This is a genomic window from Streptomyces sp. NPDC025638, assembly GCF_055558775.1.
On sequence record NZ_JBVHLX010000041.1, the window covers coordinates 11,959 to 28,225 of the forward strand.

Here is a 16,267-nt window from a genome sequence, read left to right on the forward strand (position 1 = left end):
CGAGGTGATGCGCAGCCGACCACACACCGGGTAACGAGTTCCCCAAGTTCGCACTTGGGAATCGGAAGCGGAATATTTCATTTCTCAAGTTGTCACATGGATGAAACTTTGTTGGAGACGGGTGACCGGCGGCGGATCGTCAAGAATTTCAGCCACCTCTTGCGCGACCGCGGTCCGAAACATTAGTTTCAGGTGACATGGAACATTCCCTCACATCGTTATCCGAGCCGCTGCCCCCGGGGATAAGGGATCCGTCGGCGCTTGTCGAGGCGGGCACGGAGGTGGCGCCCGGAACGACCGTGGGTCCCGGCGCGTGGATCCGCTTCGGCACCGCCGTGCGCGCGTCCGTCGTGGAGGGCGGTGTCTTCATCGGGTTCCGCTGCCGGATCGACAGCGCGCGCATCGTCTCGGGCTGCCAGATCGCCTCGATGTCCCGCGTCGGCCGGTCGGGGGCCGCTCCCGTCCTGGTGGAGGCCGGGGCCTGGATCGGCGCGCGGGCCGTGGTGGATCCGGGGGTCCGGATAGGCCCGGGGGCCGTGGTCGCGGCCGGCGCCCATGTCACCGCCGACGTCCCCGCGGACACGATCGTCGTGGGACGCCCGGAGCGCGTCCTGCGCCGGCGCGATGTCGTCGAGGACGGGGCCCCCGACTTCACCTCCGTCCTCGCCCGCGTACGGGCCCGCGCCGACTTCGGCCGCAAGCCCCTGCCGGCCGGGTGGACCTCGGACGGGGGCGGACTGCTCGACGCGGACCTCTCCGGAGACCCCGCCGTCCACCTGGGTGCCGGAGTGGTCGCCATGGGGCGCGCCGACGGCCCATCGCCTCGGGGCGGCCTGCGGGTCGGCTCGGACGTGCGGATCGGGGCCGGGTCGGTGCTGGAGGGCTCCGACGGCATCGACATCGGCCCTGGCACGGAGCTGGGAGCACGCGTTCTCGTGGTCTCCAGCGGCCACGATCTGACGCGGCGTTCCCTGCCCTGGCAGGGCGGGCCCGTCTTCGTCGGCGCCGGCGTCCGGGTCGGCGCCGACGCCACCCTGGTCGGCCCCTGTGCACTGGGCGACGGAGCCGTGGTCGCCCCGGGCGCAGTCGTCGTCGGTGACGTCCCGGCCGGACACACCACCGCCGGGGTCCTGGCGCCCCGCCAGGGGAGCCGTCCGTGAGGTTTCGCCCGACGCCCCACCCGACCGGTCGGGGCACACGGCGAGCACCCTCGCCCTCGCCCGCGAGCTGCGCCGCCAGGCACCGGAAGCCGAACTCACCGTCCTGTGGGCTCGTCGCGCTCCACGTTCGGCCCCCTCTTCGGCGCGGCCGGGGTCACGGTGACCGCCACGACGGTGAGCACCGCCGGGCACGCGCCACGGACCGGTCTGCGGCGCGAGCTCGACTGGACGACGTACATCGGCGCCTTCGTCGGCCCCGCCTTCCTGGACGGCGAACAGGTGCTCGGCCACCTGGCGCACTACCGGGAGCGCCGACCGACCTAGTGGTCGGCGTCCAGGACCTCCCCGCCGGCATCGCCGCCGGCATCGGCGGCTTGCCCCACGCGTTGGTCACCGACCGCTGTGACGTCCCCCTCCGCCACTTCGACGAGAGCGCCCTTGAGGTGAGCGGTCTCCGGGTCTACCGCCGGGCCATGCGCCGGGGCAGCGACTCCCTGCACGCCGCCTTCGACCGGGTCGTGCGTACGGCGGAGGTGATCGTGACCGACCGGGCCTGTGTGCCCGAACCGGACGGGGAGATCTCCATCGCCCGCGCCCAGTCCGGGAACCGGGCCGTCCTCACCGGGCCCATCGTCCCTGACCTGCCGGAGCGCGAGGCCGGGACCGCCCTGCGTGCCCGCCTCGGTCTAGGGACCCGGCCGCCTCGTCGGCTCGATCGAGTGCGACGCGGCCGTGTCCGTGGAGAGCGGCCAACGGCTCGCCGAGTACTGCGTCCTCGCCCACCGGCGCCTGCGCCGGCAGTACCCCGGACCTCCGGCTCGTCCTGCTGATTCATGAGGGGGTGGAGGCGCCGGACGGCGTGGTCGTGCGCGGCTTCCTGCCCGACCGGATGACGGCCTCCCCGCCTTCACCGCACCGGTGATCGATCAACTCGCCGACTTGGCAGGGTCGTTCACCGGGAACCGCGCCACTGCGACACCTCATGCCCGGCTCACCGCGGCCTCCGGCATCGGCCCGGGCTGCGCACACCTCGCGACCGCTGCCCGCACCACTCACGCCGGCCGCTCCCGCCTCCTGCCGCCCGCCGCGACCGCACGCACTCCCGGGTGACGGCGGGGGCCGACAGCACCGTCAGGACTCAACTCCCGGGCAGGCCCGTTCCGTTGGTCCCCGACCCTGCTAGGATCGTCGTAATTCGATGTTTCACGAAACACGAACACCGGGAGCGGCGAACAAGCCCATGCAACGAAAAGGAACCTGATGACCAGTCCTCCCTCCATGCGCGCCTTCGTCCTGAAACACCTCCTGGACGACCACGCCCGCGTCCCCGCGGTCCTCGGCCGGGACTCCACCGACGTACTCACCCCCGACCGCACCCTGCGCGACGCCGCCCTCGCCCTCCTGGTGCTGCCCGGGCCGGGCGACGAGGTCCTCGTGGCCCGACTCCTCGCGGCACTCCGGGAGTTCACCGATCCGGAGCAGCCTGGCTTCCGCGAACTGCTGGACGTCACCGGAGCACCCCACCCGGTCGGCGACGTCCGCACCCCCTCGGCGCAGGCACTGGCCGCCTGGGCCCTGCATCGGGCGGGCACCCTGCTGAACGACGCCGCGCTCACCGCCGAGGCCCGGGAGCACCTGCTCCACCTGACCCGGGCGGCCCTCGCGCACAGGTGGCCCGCCCGGCTCGACCGCTCCTGGTCCACCGTCCTGGACGGAGCGAGCCCTCTGGAGGAGACCGCGGTCCTGATCCTGGCCGCCGACGCCACGGCCGAGGACGGCTCGACGTTCCTCGACGAGGCCGCGGACCACCTGGAGCGGTACGTCCACGGCGACGCCGTCTGGGCCTGCCTCACCCCGCGCGGCGAACCGGACACGCTCCACGGCCACCGCACCCGGGCGAGCGCCCTGGCCGCCCTCGCCTGGACCGCGCTCCACAAGCGCGGCCGCGGCGGCGCGGCCGACCGGGCACGGCGGGCGCTGCTGCACGTCCACGCCCACCACGGCCACACCGGTGCCCGTGGCTACTGGGACCGCAGCGACGCCCACTCCGTGGTCCGCGTCGACCCGATCGCCGCCCTGCACGGCCGCCCCGACTCGCCGTTCCCGTCGAAGCTCGTCGCCGACCATGCCCTGCTCACCCTGGCCGCCCGCGGCGCCGCCGCACTCGGCACCGGCGACACCGACACCGACACCGACGTAAGCCTCAAGGCGCTCGCCGAGGAGGCCACGGCCGAACTGGAGCGGTACGGCGATCCCTTCGCCGGAGGGGTGTTCCACGGGCAGGGCAGCTGGTTCTCCACGCCCGTCGACCCGACCGTCCCGCTCGCCCGGCATGTCATGGTGCCGCCGCGCAGCACCGGCTCGTTCGCCGTCGGCAACACCACCTACGTTCCCTTCCACGGCAAGCACGCCCAGACCCAGTTGCTGGCCCTGGCCGCCCTCGGCGACCGGGTGCCCACGACGCGGAGCGCGCCGGCTCTGGTCGAGCGGCCCGAGCCGGAGCCGTTCGACAACGATCTCGGCCACGTCACCACCGCGCCCCTGTCCGAGGGCCGGATCGATGTCGCCCACTACCTGCGCTGGCTCCGGTCCACCGCCTCTGGTCTCGGTTACGGTCTCACCCCCTACCGTTCGCCGCTGAGCCTGCGCTCCGACCGCACCGCGCAGACCTTCTCCGTGCTGCACGTGGTCTCCGATCTGATGGCCCTGGGCGAGCCCGTGCCGAACGTGCCGGGCGTGCTCACCGGCGTCTTCGCCACCCAGAACCCGGACGGCGGCTTCGGCGAACAGCCGTCCCTGCCTTCCGAGACGTTCACCACGTACTGTGCGGTCCTGACGGCCGTCGTCCTCGGTGGCGGCGACCACCCCGCCTTCGACCGCGAGGGCTGCGTGGCGTTCCTGCGGTCCTGCCAACGCCCGGAGGGCGGGTTCGGAAACGCGGTCGGCTACCCGTGCGACGCCTGGCACTCCCACCTCGCCACGCTGACCTTGGTCGCCCTCGGCGCCCGCCCCGAGCGGGAGGACGATCTGGTGGCGTACCTGTTCGACTGCCAGAACCCGGACGGGGGTTACGGCAACCAGCCCGGTTCGCCGTCGGACACGTTCGCCACCTTCCGCGTGGTCGGCGCCCTGATCGCGCTCGGCCTGCGCCCGCCGCAGGCGGAGAAGACCGTCTCGTGGCTGCGCGGTCTGCAGACGGAGGCGGGCGGCTTCCGCTACCGGGAAGGCGGCGCGGAGAGCTTCGTGGGGTCGTACCACGCCATCGCGGCGCTCTACATGCTCGGCGCCCTGCCCGCCGACACCGAAGCCTGCAAGCAGTGGATCGCGACCCGGCAGAGCGCCGACGGCGGCTTCTCCCGCGCACCCGGCGGCCCTTCGGAGACCACCGACGAAGGGTTCATCGCGATCCAGGCCCTCCACATGCTCGAAGGGAAACTCAACCGCTCCTGGGCGGTGATGATGACATGACCAGTACCTCCCCCCTCTCCTCGATTCCGACCGCGACAGACCCGAAGACGGCCGCGCCCTCGGCGCGAACCGTCTCCCTGCTGGCGTTCGCCACTATGTTCGTCATCGGAACGGACACCTTCCTCGTCGCGCCCCTGCTGCCGACGCTGACCCGCACCTTCGACGTCTCCTCCGACATCTCCGGCTGGATGGTCAGTGCCTACGCCCTCGGCTACGCGCTCTTCGCCCTGATCGCCGGGCCGCTGTCGGACGGGCGCGACCGTCGCCGGGTGCTGCTGACCGGGCTGGTGGGGTTCATCGTGATGACGACCCTGTGCGGATTCGCGCAGGGCTTCTGGACGATGATCCTCTTCCGGTTCCTCGCCGGCGTGAGCGCCGCGTTCGTCTCCCCGCAGATCTGGGCCTCCATCCCCGTCCTGGTCAAGCCCCAGGAGATAGTGCGGACCATGGGCTTCGCCACGGCGGGCCTGTCGATCGCGCAGTTCGCCGGCATCCCACTCGGCAGCTGGCTCGCCGCCGACTCCTGGCACCTGCCCTTCTGGACCATCGGCGCGGCCTCCGTGCTGCTGTGGTTGCTGCTCGCCCGCTGCTTCCCGTCGGTGCCGGGCCGCCCCGGGGCTCCCACCGGGGCGCGGGCCGTCCTCGGCACCTACCGCACGGTGCTCGGCGCAGGACGGCTGCGCTGGTTCCTCCTCGGCTACCTGGTCTTCCAGACCGGCAACTTCGAGGCCATCTCCTTCTTCGGGTCATGGTTCACCAAGGACTTCGGCCTCAGCGTCGGGTCCGTGGGTACAGCCATGATGGCGGTCGGCGCGGGCAACGTGATCGGATCGCTGTTCGGCAGCAGGCTCGTCCAGCGCCTCGGCCTGTACCGCTCGCTGCTGACGGCCGTACTGGTCATGGCCGTCCTGTACTGCTTGGTCCCGCTGTCCCCGAACCTCCCCACCGCGCTGGTGCTGCTGGCGCTCGTCATGATGGTCGGCGGATTCCTCTTCCCCGTCTTCATGAGCATCCTTCAGCAGCAGACCGAGACCGCCCGCGGCACGGTCTCCTCGCTGGCGAACTCCGCGATGTACGTAGGCACCACCGTCGGCGGTGCCGTCGGCGGCGTCCTGCTCGGCAAGGTCGACGGCTTCTGGGGCGTGGCCGTGTTCACCGTCGCCGCGTACCTGGTCTCGCTCGCGGTGTACGCCGCCGCGGGCGCCTTCCGCAAGCAGGAGGCCGGCGCATGAACACGGCCGTGCTCTTCGACCGGTACGGGGCACCGGACGCGCTGTACGCCACCGACGTGCCCATCCCCGCCCCAGGACCCGGCGAGGTCGTGGTCCGCTACACCGCGATCGGGGTCAACCCGATCGACTGGAAGATCCTGAACGGTGGTCTGCGGGCGCACATCCCCATGGAGCTGCCCGGCGGCTGCCTGGGCGTCGAGGCCGCCGGAGTGGTCGTCGACGTCGGTGCCGGCGTACGCCGGTTCCGGGTCGGCGATCCCGTCATCCGTCACGGACGGCCCGGCACCTACCGGGAGTACGAGGCCGTCCCCGCGTCCCAGGAGGCCGACGAACTCACGCCCCAGTCGGGCCGGTTCTCCGCCGAGCAGGCCGCTGTCCTGCCCGTGGCCGCGGGCACCGCCTACTCCGCCCTGCGTCAGGTCGGGCTGCGTGCCGGTGAACGCCTGCTGGTGCACGGCGCGTCCGGCGGAGTGGGCCTCGCCACCGTCCAACTGGCCTTGCTGATGGGCGCCGCCGAGGTGGTCGGCACGGCCTCGGCCCACCACCACGATCTGCTGCGACGGCTCGGGGTCACCCCCGTCGAGTATGGCGACGGTCTCCTCGAACGGCTGGAGGAACTAGGCCCGTTCGGCGCGTCCGTCGACTGCGCGGGCGGCTCCCAGCCGACCGAGGTCGCGGTACGCCTGGTGAGCATCCCGGGGCGCCGGGTCACGGTCGCGGACCTCCAGGCCCATGCTCTCGGTGTCCCCTTCCTGGACCACGTCCCCCTAGAACTGGCGTCCACGCTGGACCTGATCGGTCACAGCCCCTTCGAACTGCCGATCGCCGCCCGCTTTCCGCTGGCGAAGGCCGGCGAGGCGCTCGAACTCGGTATGCGGGGCGGAGTCGGCGGAAAGATCGTGCTCCTCCCGGGACAGTGACCACGCGGACGCGGGCTGGCGCGGCGACCGCCGACCCGCGTCCGTTCCTCCACCCCCTCCCCACGACCACGGATCGCTCCATGACTTACCGCTATGACGCCGACATCGATGCCGTCGCACTCTTCGACGCCTTCGACCTGACCGGCCCGGAAGCGACCCGTCAGGCTGCGCCAATTCAGCGCCGGGCCCCCGGGCAGCGACGAGACTCTGCCGGTGGTGCTCAACTTCCATGGTGGCGGCTTTGTGTTCGGGGTGATATCGGACGACGACCGCAACTGCCTCGACATCCTGCGCCGGGTCGACGCCGTGGTCCTCTTCCGTCGGCTACCGCCTCGCGACGCCGGCCGCATCGCCGTCCACGGAACCAGCGCCGGCGGCCTGGCCGCGACCGTGGCGCTGCCGACCTGGAGCGGGCGGCCCCGCCCTCGCCTTCCCGTACCTTGAACTGCCCGAACTGGACGATCGCCTGGACACGCCGAGCATGCTCCGGCTCACCGACACCCCCTGGCTAGGAACGTGCCGAACGCGCGGACCAGCTGGCGCCCCTGCCTCGGCGAGCGGTCGGACGGGGACGACGTACCGGTGAACGCCGCGCCCCGCCCGCGCGGAGGACCTGTCGGGCCTGTCCCCGGCGTACATCGTCGCGGTGGAGTTCGACCCGTGCCGGGACGAGGCGGTCGCCTACGCGCAGAACCTCCTCGCCGCGCAAGTGCCGGTCGAGCTGCATGTGTTCCACGGGGCCTACCATCTGGCCTTCTGATCCCGACGGCGCAGATCGCTCCTCGGCGGACGAGAAGCGCGCCACGGTGCTGCGCCGGGCACTGCCCGGCTGACCCGGCGCGCAGCGGGGCTCGTGCCGGGGCGGAAGGCACGCGCCCCGGACCGCACCGGACCGTCGGCCGTACGCGCCCCGGAAACCCAAGGTTCTATTATCGTAGAACGTTGAATCAGGCAGGCCGGAGCCTCGTGTCGGGCAGAGACCGGCGCTGGCTCACACGTCAACCAGGAGGTCGCGCATGCGCAGCCAGCTCTACCACCCCGATCGGCGCGAGATCTCCCTGGACAAGGTGCTGCACGCGCTGAGCGACCCGATCCGCCGGGACATCGCGCGCGTCATGCACACGGAGGGCTCCCGCACCTGCGGCCAACTCGACTACCCGATCGCCAAGTCAACGCTCTCGCACCACCTAAAGGTCCTGCGCGAATCCGGCGTCATGCACACCGAGGTCCGGGGAACCACCCGGATCATCACCCTGCGGCGCGACGACCTCGACGCCCGCTTCCCCGGCCTGCTCGACGCCGTGCAGGTCACAAGACCCGCACCGGACGAGAAACCGGCCGCTGTTGTGGGGACGCTCACTTGACCTGACACCGGTGTCAAACCGTAACGTCTCGCTCATCCGTCCTGCGACGCGGGAGAAGTCGGATGGCGCTCACGCCACGGCTCATGCCCCCGCGCAAGCGGATGGCCACAGAGGGTGGCGCCGGGCCCGGCCCAGGGCCTGGATCGGGACGGCTCCCCAGGCTCGACGAAACCTGCCCCGCCCTCTCGAAACGCGTGAAGGGATCACCGATGACCTCGACCGTACCGCGACGAGTTGCCCACAAGGCCGGCATCGACCTTCCCGTGGTCGGACTCGGCACGTGGCGTACCTTCAGCCATCCGGATCCGGACCGGCTCGCGGGGGTGTTACGGGCCGCCCGCGAGGCGGGCGCCGAACTCGTCGACACCGCTCCGGTCTACTCGGACGCGGAACCCCGTCTCGCGGCGCTGCTCCGCGGCGACCGCACCTTCTTCGTCGCGACCAAGATCTGGGACACCGACCCCGACGCCGTCGAGGCGGTGTTCAGAAGTCAGCTCGCCGCCTACGGGCGCCCCTCGATCGATCTTCTGCAGGTCCACAATCTCAACGGCTGGCGCGGCAACCTGGAGTGGCTCGACCGGCAGAAGACGGCCGGACGCATCCGGTTCACCGGTGTCACCTACCAGTTCGACCACGCCTTCGGCATCGGCGGCAGCCGCGCGGATCTCATCCGCGTGATCGACGACGACCTGGTCGACTTCGTGCAGATCAATCTGAACGCGGCCGAGACGTCGCTGGCCGAGGACGCCCTCCCGGCGGCCGCCGAGTCCGGGATCGGCGTGGTGGTGATGCGTCCGTTCGGTGAGGGCGAGCTGCTCGCCTCGCCTCCGCCCGCCGAGTGGCTGCGCGAACTCGGTTGCTCCACCTGGCCCGAGACGCTGCTGCGCTGGGTGCTGACGCATACTCAGGTCACGTCGGTGCTCACGGCGACGTCCCGGCCGCAGCACTTCCGCGCCAACGCGGCCGCGGCGCGCTCGGGCCCGCTCGGACCGGACGAGGCGGCCGAAGTCACCAAGTACGCGCGGTCGGTCCTGGGCGCGGGGGCGAGGCGGTGAACCGGGCCCCTCGATCGGCATCCAAGTACACTGCGCAAAGTCGGCATTCACTGTCCACATCGGCGTGTCATGGTGAACGGAGCGGCAAGTTGGACGTTCGGGACGGCGGTGAGAGCTTTACTGGCCGGCTCAATTACCTCTTCTCAGTGGCGGGCGGCCCCGACCACGAGAACAGGTGGCGTAATTTCGGCACCGGCGAGGTCGCGGACACGATCAGCCGGCCCGAAGGCAGGTACGCCGTCAAACTGTCCCGCAGCTACCTCGGCATGCTCCGCTCCGGAAGGTACACGAACCCGTCCATCGCCGTAGTCGTCGCGCTCGTGCGGTTCTTCAACGACCACCTGCCCGAAGGACATCCGGAGATCAGCGTCGACTGGCTCACCTCCGGCTCTTCTGGAACGAAGAATCCCACCGCCGACGGCAGGGAAGCCCTCTCACCACTTGCGGACCAACAGGTCCGGCACATCGCCATGCGCGCGGGAAAGATGACGCCCGAATTGCGGAATCAACTCATCGCAATCCTAGACATGATGGACGGAAACAAGTGACGGCCATTCGGTTACCGAATATCCACTCCTGCCGAAAATTCGTCCGCTCGCTGCGACTGGACTCCTACGCGACCGCCTACGAACTGTGTGACCAGATCAGTTCGCTGCGGGCCAGGCCGATACGCGTCGTGGAATCGCGACTGCCGATCCCAGGCCCGATGGGGGTCTGGGTCTGCCGGGCGCACGACGACGTCGTGGTCGTGCAGGAGTTGGCCACCGGCGCCCACCGCGACCACATCGTGCTGCATGAACTCTCCCACATACTGTGCGAGCACGAAGGCGACACGTTCCCCGAGTACGAACCCGTGCTCCCCGCGCTCGACCGAGAACGGGACGGCGGTGCGGTCCTGCGTCTCCGCTCGGCCTACGACTCGGAGGCGGAACGCGAGGCCGAACTGCTCGCCGCCGCGTTCGCCGAGCAGATGACCGACGACCGCACCGAGCCGGGCATCGCGTGGGACGTGCACCGGTACTTCGCCGGGGGCTGAGCCGACATGGCCACCACGCTTCAGTACATCCTGTCCGGCTTCCTGTGTGTCGCCCTGCTGGCGAAGATGGCCGAGGTGCGTCTGAAGCAGAGACGCGACCCGCAGGCGACGATGCTGATCGTGGCGCTGGGCAGTTTCACCCTCGCCGCCCTGGTCGGCATCCCCGTCGCCCGGCAGCACATTCCGTTCGAGAGCGTGCCAGGCGTCGCGTCCATCACGATGGACACCGGCGTGTCCGTGAGCCTGGCGCTCCTCACCGCCTATCTCTGGACTCCCCTGGAGCCCGACAGCACGGTTCCCTGGTGGCGGGGACGGCTGTTCCTGTCCGCGTGGGCGGTCAGTGTGCTCCTCGCGGCCCTCATGGCGGCGACCCCGCCCCGACTGCGCACCAATCCGCTGCAGAACGAGTACACCGGCGACTGGCGGATCGTCGGCATCTACGTGCTGGGGAACCTGTTCTTCCTCCACTGCTCCGCAGCCTCGGCGATCGCCTGCGTCCGCATCATCCGGATCGTACGCGGCCACGTCACCATCGCCGTGGCCGTGGGCGCGATCGGAATGGCCGCGTACGCGGTCACCTGTGTCAACCGCCTGGTCCTGGTGCTCACCCAACTGCTCGTGGGAAACGGCTGGTTCGCCTGGTACAGCGTGCTCAACTTCCTGTTCACCGAAGCCGCCGTCCTGGCCAGTGTGCTCGGTTTGCACTTCACGGCCCTCTGGCGATTCGCGGCGGCATGCCGTCGGTGGTATGTCGATCTGCGCGCCTTTCTCCTCCTGGGGCCGGTGTGGCGGCGGCTCACCGCGATGTACCCGGACGTGGTGCTGCCCAGGGAACACGGTCTGCGCGGGCTGTGGGACCGCCTCGACGTCTCATACCGGAAATACCGGCGGGAGATCGAGTGCCAGGACGCGTTGCTGTTGTTGACGGGCAGCAGTCCCCCCGATGAGCGACGAACGGCCGCTCATGATGCCGGATTGAACGACGACCAGGTGCGGCTGCTGCACTCGCTGTCGTCCATGAGCCGCACCACGGTCTGAGGCACGAGAAGGAGTTGCGATGCGCATCGGAGAACTGTCGGAACGGTCGGGAGCGAGCGCGCGCTCCATCCGGTACTACGAGTCCGTGGGCCTGCTGTCGTCCCGGCGCGCGAGCAACGGTTACCGCGAGTTCGACGCCGGCGCACTGGAGCAGATCGCCAAGATCAAGCTGCTGCTGCAGGTCGGGCTGGACATGGTCGACATCGTCACGGTCCTCCCCTGCGTGAACGCGCCGTCTATCGCGCACTGCGCCCAGGCCCAGCAGCGCTTCGACGAGCAGATCGAGCGCATCGAGCGCCAGCAGAAGCTGCTGACGCGTGCCAAGTCGCTCCTGCTCGAACTGCGTACGGAAGGTACCGCCGCCGCGTCTCTGCCGCCCGGGGGTTCGATCCGCGCGGTCAGCGCGAACGTGACAGCCGGAATCCGCTGATCACCGACACGACCGCACGGGCCGAACCGAGGCACCCGCTTTCAGATCCCGGCGTGCAGGTGGGCCGCCCAGAGGTAGGGGGACTTTGAATATCGATCACGGACCTTGCGCACAGTGTGGTGCAGAGCACGGGCCGCTGAATCCGTGTCGAGGCCACCATGCTGGTACTACAGCCGGAGATCTTGAGGGTCTGTGATCGGCGGGATCGGCTGGTGCTTGGCCCAGGCGCGTAGGTGGCGCGGGAGGGGATCGCCCCGGCGGCGGTAGTGGCTGACGAGGGCACGGGTCTGGTGGAGGCGGCGCCAGTACTGGCAGGTCAGGGTGGTCTCGACGGGGTGGTGGGGGGTGAGGTGGGTGGCGGCCAGGCAGTGCCGGATGGTGTGGGCGGAGGGCCGCAGGAGCGGTCCGGGGATCAGCCGGTGGCCTCGCTCTCGGCCGTGGCCAGGACTTTTCCCGAGGCGGGCGGCTGCAGGTCGGCGTCGCTCTCTTGCTCTGGTTCGGGGAAGGCGGCGCGTTGGACAGCGAGGAAGGCGGCGGCCAGCATGCAGGCGGTGACATGCCGGTGCCAGGGCGTCCACTTGCGGACCTGGTATTGCGCGAAGCCGACGAGCTGCTTGTTGATCTCGTTGTCCTCCTCGATCTGCCAACGGCCTCCCGCCCGGGCGATGATCTCCGAAACGGTGCTGTCGGCGGGTGCGTGACGAGGAAGTAGGCGATCTCGCGGTGGAGTTGTCCGTCCTTGCCGCGCCGGTTGGGATGCAGGGATCTGCGCAGGACCATCCAGTGGGAGCAGCCCTCGGCCGGCTTCTCCTCCTTGACCTCGACGCCGAACGCGGCCCAGTCGTAGAGCCGTTCGCCCTTGGCGCCGAAGCCGCAGGAGCGGCGTTCCCACTGGTCACGGACGCGGGCATAGTGCAGCAGGTCATCGGCGCGCTTCACCGCCGGTTGGCAGGATTTGCCCGGCGGGCCGGTCAGCGGGAGGTCGGCGGGGACGCCGAGCACGTAGGGCACGGCCCGGTCATGGCACCAGGCCCGCACCCGCGGATCGCGTCCGTAGCCGGAATCGGCCAGTACCCAGGTGAAGGGGACACCGGCGGCCAGGGCGCCGTCGAGCATGGCGATGGCCAGCTCGGGCTTGGTGGCGAAGTCAACTCCGTCGGGGATGCCGGCCGCCCGGCACCGTTCACGGTCCTCGGTCCATTCCTCGGGCAGGTACAGGCGGCGGTCGACAAAGGCGTGTCCGGCGGCGGTGGCGTAGGTGAGCATGACCATGGTCTGACAGTTGCGGACATCTCCGGTCAGTCCGCAGTGCTGGAACGCCACCCCGACCGACTTGGTGCCCTTCTTCTGGGCCTGGGTGTCGTCGATGACCAGCGACGCCTCCGCGTCGCCAAGGTGTTCCACGACGTAGTCACGCACCGCATCGCGCACCCGGTCGGCGTCCCACACCGACCCGTTCAGCAGCCACTGCATCCGGTCCGCCGTCGCATGCCCGGCCCGCTCCGAGAGCGTCCAGCCGTTCTTCTTCGGCAGCTCCGCCAGCAGTCCCTCGATGAACTGCGCGAACACCACCCGCGGCTCAGGCCGGTTGAACAGATGCCCCAACGAGCCAGTCAGTCTGGTCAGTTCGTCACGCCACTCGGCTATCAGCTCAGCCGTCACATCCCGCATCATGCCCGGTCAACGACAGCACGCGGGCCCCGTCACAAGATCTCCGGCTGTAGTACTCGTCCCCTGCTCGATCTGGAACGGGTGCCGCTGCAGGCCGCGACCACCACCGGCCGGCTGCGTCATCAGGACACACCCGCGCCCGCTGCGGCTACACCCGCCGCCTCCGGCACGACCGACAACGCGAGGCTGTGCCATCTCACGGTAGGTAGTAGAAGCACTCCCAGGCGTCATCGACTTTCGTTCCATACGCGTCGGACAGGCGGACGCGCACTTTCTTGCCGTATTGCTCCTGGCAGACTTGGTCCGCTGGGATTCCTATCTGCCTGGAGCCTGACGGGCTTTCACAGACCCACCTATACGCCGGGTATCTACTACTGCTTGGCCCTCGATTGATGAGCCTTGGGAATTCCCCCGTCGACTGACACCACTTCTCAAAGTCGGGAGCCCCCGCATCCGCGACGAAATTCGAGCACTTCCATGCGCTGTATGTTCCCCACATGTTGGTCAGCTGAGCGATGTGATCCGGATCGTAAAATCCGCCGTACCCCCACCCGCAAGCCTCTGTCACCATGCTGTGGAGCTGTTCCCAGTCGGTGAGCTCCTGAGGCGTTCCATCGGGCTGCTCGCAGCGGATCGAATAGGCATCCATCGGTCGATCAGTTGCTAGCGTCGCCCCCTTGAAGCCTTTCCACTGACACCAGCCAGCGAATATCTCCTCCGACATTGGACGGAGGACGGCTGGATCGTCCTGACCCACTACGGAGCCGAGCCGCGCTGACCTTTCAGGGTCCGGCGCTGCCGCTGAAGGGCTGTAAGAACTGAAGGCGGCGGCGGTCGCACACGCTACAGCCAGCGAAATCACACGTCCGGGCATCTGTATTCTCCCGACGCGAGTGAGACAACACGGATTCAACGTCACATTGCCGATGTGAGCCCATCAGCTCACGACCAAGGCGGTGGTGGTGCGTTTCTATTGCCTTGGGCCCCGGGAAGAGAGCCATTCGTAACCGACTTTACGGCCTCTCTCAGGGTCTCGCATCGGGACACTGAAGGGCAGGCGTAATGCCTGCTCATCCGGAGGGACCGAGTTCGCGAAGGGCGTTGGCGCTGCTGATCGGCAGAGGACTCATTCGCGCTCGTCGGCGTGCTCGATCTGCTCGTAGAGCAGGTTCCGGGCGATGGCCGCGTAGCGGTTCGCGGTGGTGTGGGAGAGGTTGAAGACCAGGGCGAGGTGCAGCGGGTCGGCCCGACCGTCAGAGCTTCGTGCAGTACCCGGTCGCCGCGGATGCGTTCAAGGTAGACGCCGCGGTGCAGGAGGTGCCGCTTGAGGTATTCGGCGCTGACGGGCCCCGTGTCCAGGGCAGGCATTTCTACGGGCTAAGCAAGTCGACCCCCTTTCGCCCCAGTGACCGATTTCACCTACAGCGGGAAATCATTTTTCCAGGGAGCGTCGAGAGTTTCTGGATCAACACCAAGCTCCCGCACCACCGTGTCGACTTCCTCGACAGTCTCAACGGTAGCCACATGGACGCGTTCAATGTCCTCTTCTCCAAAGCAGGCATCTTCATCCACGATGAGCTTGGGGATTTCAACCGTTGAGACCCTGAACTTGCCGTCTCTCAGAGGGAAGACCCATACCCAGGCGTACGAATCTGGCATGCTGGGCTGACGACGTGCCGACACCAGAGCCCTTGCCATCACAAGGCGGTTGGCGACCTCGGTGCGCATGCGACCTAACCTTTCCAGAAGATTCGAATAATCGAGCCGCCATACTTCGAATCTTCGAATGTGTGAATCTGGAGATGAGGAAGGTCGCCGTCCCTGTTGCCGGCGCCATGCCCTAGCACCCGGCCATCCGCGCCGAGTTGATCATCCCAGTGATACGTTCCACTCTTCGATCCAAAATACTGCCGCGTGCCCTTGCCATCGAATCCGGCAGCATTGCGGTAACCGTCGCCCTGGAACTTCCCCAGGAAGATTTCCTCGGCTTCGGCGCGTGAACCCACCGTGATGCTGGTTCGACCTTCATCAATTGCTCGAACGCCAGCCGAAACTCGACCACTCGACCACGGGAATTCACAAGGACCTGAATTGTGAACGAGGACCGGAGTGGCCCCCGCCTGCACATAGTACGTGTGGAGGTCGTGGACTGTGAGGTTGTACATGTCGGCAGAGCCGACCTGGTCGGCTACGCCAACGACTTGGACGTGGGTGTCGGCCGCCGTGTTGAGCAGTTGACCCGGGCGGAGTTCCGCGGCCGTCGTCCAGGTCTGGAGAGTGTCGTTCCAGAAGGGGTGGCGGGATGTGGTGTGGAGAGTCGCGGTGCGGCCGTCGGCATCGCGAATGGTCACGTCGACGAGGTCGTCGTCATGGTGCACCAAGCGGTCAGTGACGGCTCGTGAGCCCTTGCGCTTGCCCGAACCGGGATCGGCTGCTGCGACTTGGTCTCCGGGTTCGACCTTGCTGATGGCTTTGGTCTTGCCGTTCTTGAGCAGGACTGGTGTGTCGGGTGTGAAGCTGCACGCCGCCTTGAGGAGGGTGGCGGCAGCCGACTCCACCTCCGCCACGGCCGCGCGTGAGGCGCCGCGTGCCATGAGGGCTCGGCCGGTGGAGCCGAAGGCCAGGGTGGCGACGGTGATGATGTCGGAGACGATGGCTTCACCGCAGTCACCGCGGCCGGTGAGGCAGTGGTAGGTGGCTTTGACGCCCCAGGGGTCGTTCCCGTTGCTGCGCAGTAGCCCCGCGCGCTTGGCTGTGTCGCAGAAGGCTTCGATGCCCTTTCTGGCCTCGCACTTGCCCTGAGCTTGGCGTTTATCCTCGGCGGGTTTCGTGTTCCTTGATCGTGTCGGCGCGTTTGACGGTCTTGCCGACGTCGTGACGCTTGGCTCGGTGT

The 16,267-nt window shown here is 68.9% G+C and carries 15 protein-coding genes and 2 pseudogenes; 13 read left to right on the forward strand and 4 right to left on the reverse strand.

The genetic code is table 11. The features are described from left to right. The first annotated feature begins 281 nt into the window (after window positions 1-281). On the forward strand, window positions 282-1,160 hold the full coding sequence (locus tag ACZ4EG_RS45395) for a DapH/DapD/GlmU-related protein (RefSeq protein WP_467794883.1): 879 nt from the start codon (window positions 282-284) through the stop codon (window positions 1,158-1,160). A 105-nt stretch (window positions 1,161-1,265) separates the two neighbouring features. After that, window positions 1,266-1,484, forward strand: coding sequence for a hypothetical protein (locus ACZ4EG_RS45400; protein WP_467794884.1), 219 nt, complete (start codon window positions 1,266-1,268; stop codon window positions 1,482-1,484). A 136-nt stretch (window positions 1,485-1,620) separates the two neighbouring features. Here the strand turns inward: ACZ4EG_RS45400 and ACZ4EG_RS45405 are convergent, their stop codons facing one another. Continuing rightward, on the reverse strand, window positions 1,621-1,782 hold the full coding sequence (locus ACZ4EG_RS45405; protein ID WP_467794885.1) for a hypothetical protein: 162 nt from the start codon (window positions 1,780-1,782) through the stop codon (window positions 1,621-1,623). Between the two features lie 638 nt (window positions 1,783-2,420). On the opposite strand from ACZ4EG_RS45405, the gene ACZ4EG_RS45410 reads away from it, so the two are divergent. The 11 genes and pseudogenes from ACZ4EG_RS45410 (at window position 2,421) to ACZ4EG_RS45460 (ending at window position 11,703) form a co-directional block, all read left to right on the forward strand. Continuing rightward, a complete protein-coding gene (locus tag ACZ4EG_RS45410) occupies window positions 2,421-4,628 on the forward strand; it encodes a prenyltransferase/squalene oxidase repeat-containing protein (RefSeq protein ID WP_467794886.1) in 2,208 nt (735 codons plus the stop codon). After that, window positions 4,625-5,860 carry an MFS transporter gene (locus ACZ4EG_RS45415; protein WP_453561572.1) on the forward strand — a complete coding sequence of 412 codons (1,236 nt, stop codon included), beginning with the start codon at window positions 4,625-4,627 and terminating at the stop codon, window positions 5,858-5,860. The genes ACZ4EG_RS45410 and ACZ4EG_RS45415 overlap by 4 nt, the downstream gene beginning before the upstream one ends. After that, complete coding sequence (locus ACZ4EG_RS45420; protein WP_453561570.1) at window positions 5,857-6,780, forward strand: NADP-dependent oxidoreductase; 924 nt, start codon at window positions 5,857-5,859, stop codon at window positions 6,778-6,780. Before ACZ4EG_RS45415 ends, ACZ4EG_RS45420 begins: the two co-directional genes overlap by 4 nt. A 213-nt stretch (window positions 6,781-6,993) precedes the next feature. Continuing rightward, window positions 6,994-7,224 carry a hypothetical protein gene (locus ACZ4EG_RS45425; RefSeq protein WP_467794887.1) on the forward strand — a complete coding sequence of 77 codons (231 nt, stop codon included), beginning with the start codon at window positions 6,994-6,996 and terminating at the stop codon, window positions 7,222-7,224. A gap of 163 nt (window positions 7,225-7,387) precedes the next feature. Further along, window positions 7,388-7,540, forward strand: a pseudogene (locus ACZ4EG_RS45430) (alpha/beta hydrolase fold domain-containing protein); the annotation flags it as partial. Between the two features lie 256 nt (window positions 7,541-7,796). Beyond that, window positions 7,797-8,144 (forward strand): ArsR/SmtB family transcription factor, encoded by a 348-nt coding sequence (locus tag ACZ4EG_RS45435; protein ID WP_316755467.1) that lies wholly within the window; start codon window positions 7,797-7,799, stop codon window positions 8,142-8,144. A 209-nt stretch (window positions 8,145-8,353) separates the two neighbouring features. After that, complete coding sequence (locus ACZ4EG_RS45440; RefSeq protein WP_453561567.1) at window positions 8,354-9,199, forward strand: aldo/keto reductase; 846 nt, start codon at window positions 8,354-8,356, stop codon at window positions 9,197-9,199. 89 nt (window positions 9,200-9,288) lie between these two features. Then, window positions 9,289-9,747, forward strand: a complete 459-nt coding sequence (locus ACZ4EG_RS45445) for a hypothetical protein (protein WP_363294817.1) — start codon at window positions 9,289-9,291, stop codon at window positions 9,745-9,747. Between the two features lie 158 nt (window positions 9,748-9,905). Then, a complete protein-coding gene (locus ACZ4EG_RS45450; protein WP_453561565.1) occupies window positions 9,906-10,235 on the forward strand; it encodes a hypothetical protein in 330 nt (109 codons plus the stop codon). Window positions 10,236-10,241: 6 nt separating this feature from the next. Next, window positions 10,242-11,273, forward strand: a complete 1,032-nt coding sequence (locus tag ACZ4EG_RS45455; protein WP_453561564.1) for an MAB_1171c family putative transporter — start codon at window positions 10,242-10,244, stop codon at window positions 11,271-11,273. A 19-nt stretch (window positions 11,274-11,292) separates the two neighbouring features. Continuing rightward, window positions 11,293-11,703, forward strand: a complete 411-nt coding sequence (locus ACZ4EG_RS45460; protein ID WP_453561563.1) for a MerR family transcriptional regulator — start codon at window positions 11,293-11,295, stop codon at window positions 11,701-11,703. 412 nt (window positions 11,704-12,115) lie between these two features. Here the strand turns inward: ACZ4EG_RS45460 and ACZ4EG_RS45465 are convergent. From ACZ4EG_RS45465 to ACZ4EG_RS45475, 3 genes and pseudogenes are all read right to left on the reverse strand, one after another. Beyond that, window positions 12,116-13,365, reverse strand: a pseudogene (locus ACZ4EG_RS45465) (IS701 family transposase). Between the two features lie 1,428 nt (window positions 13,366-14,793). Beyond that, window positions 14,794-15,102, reverse strand: coding sequence for a hypothetical protein (locus ACZ4EG_RS45470; RefSeq protein WP_467794888.1), 309 nt, complete (start codon window positions 15,100-15,102; stop codon window positions 14,794-14,796). 5 nt (window positions 15,103-15,107) lie between these two features. After that, the coding region (locus tag ACZ4EG_RS45475) for a polymorphic toxin-type HINT domain-containing protein (RefSeq protein ID WP_467794889.1) at window positions 15,108-16,267 on the reverse strand (1,160 nt) is incomplete at its 5' end.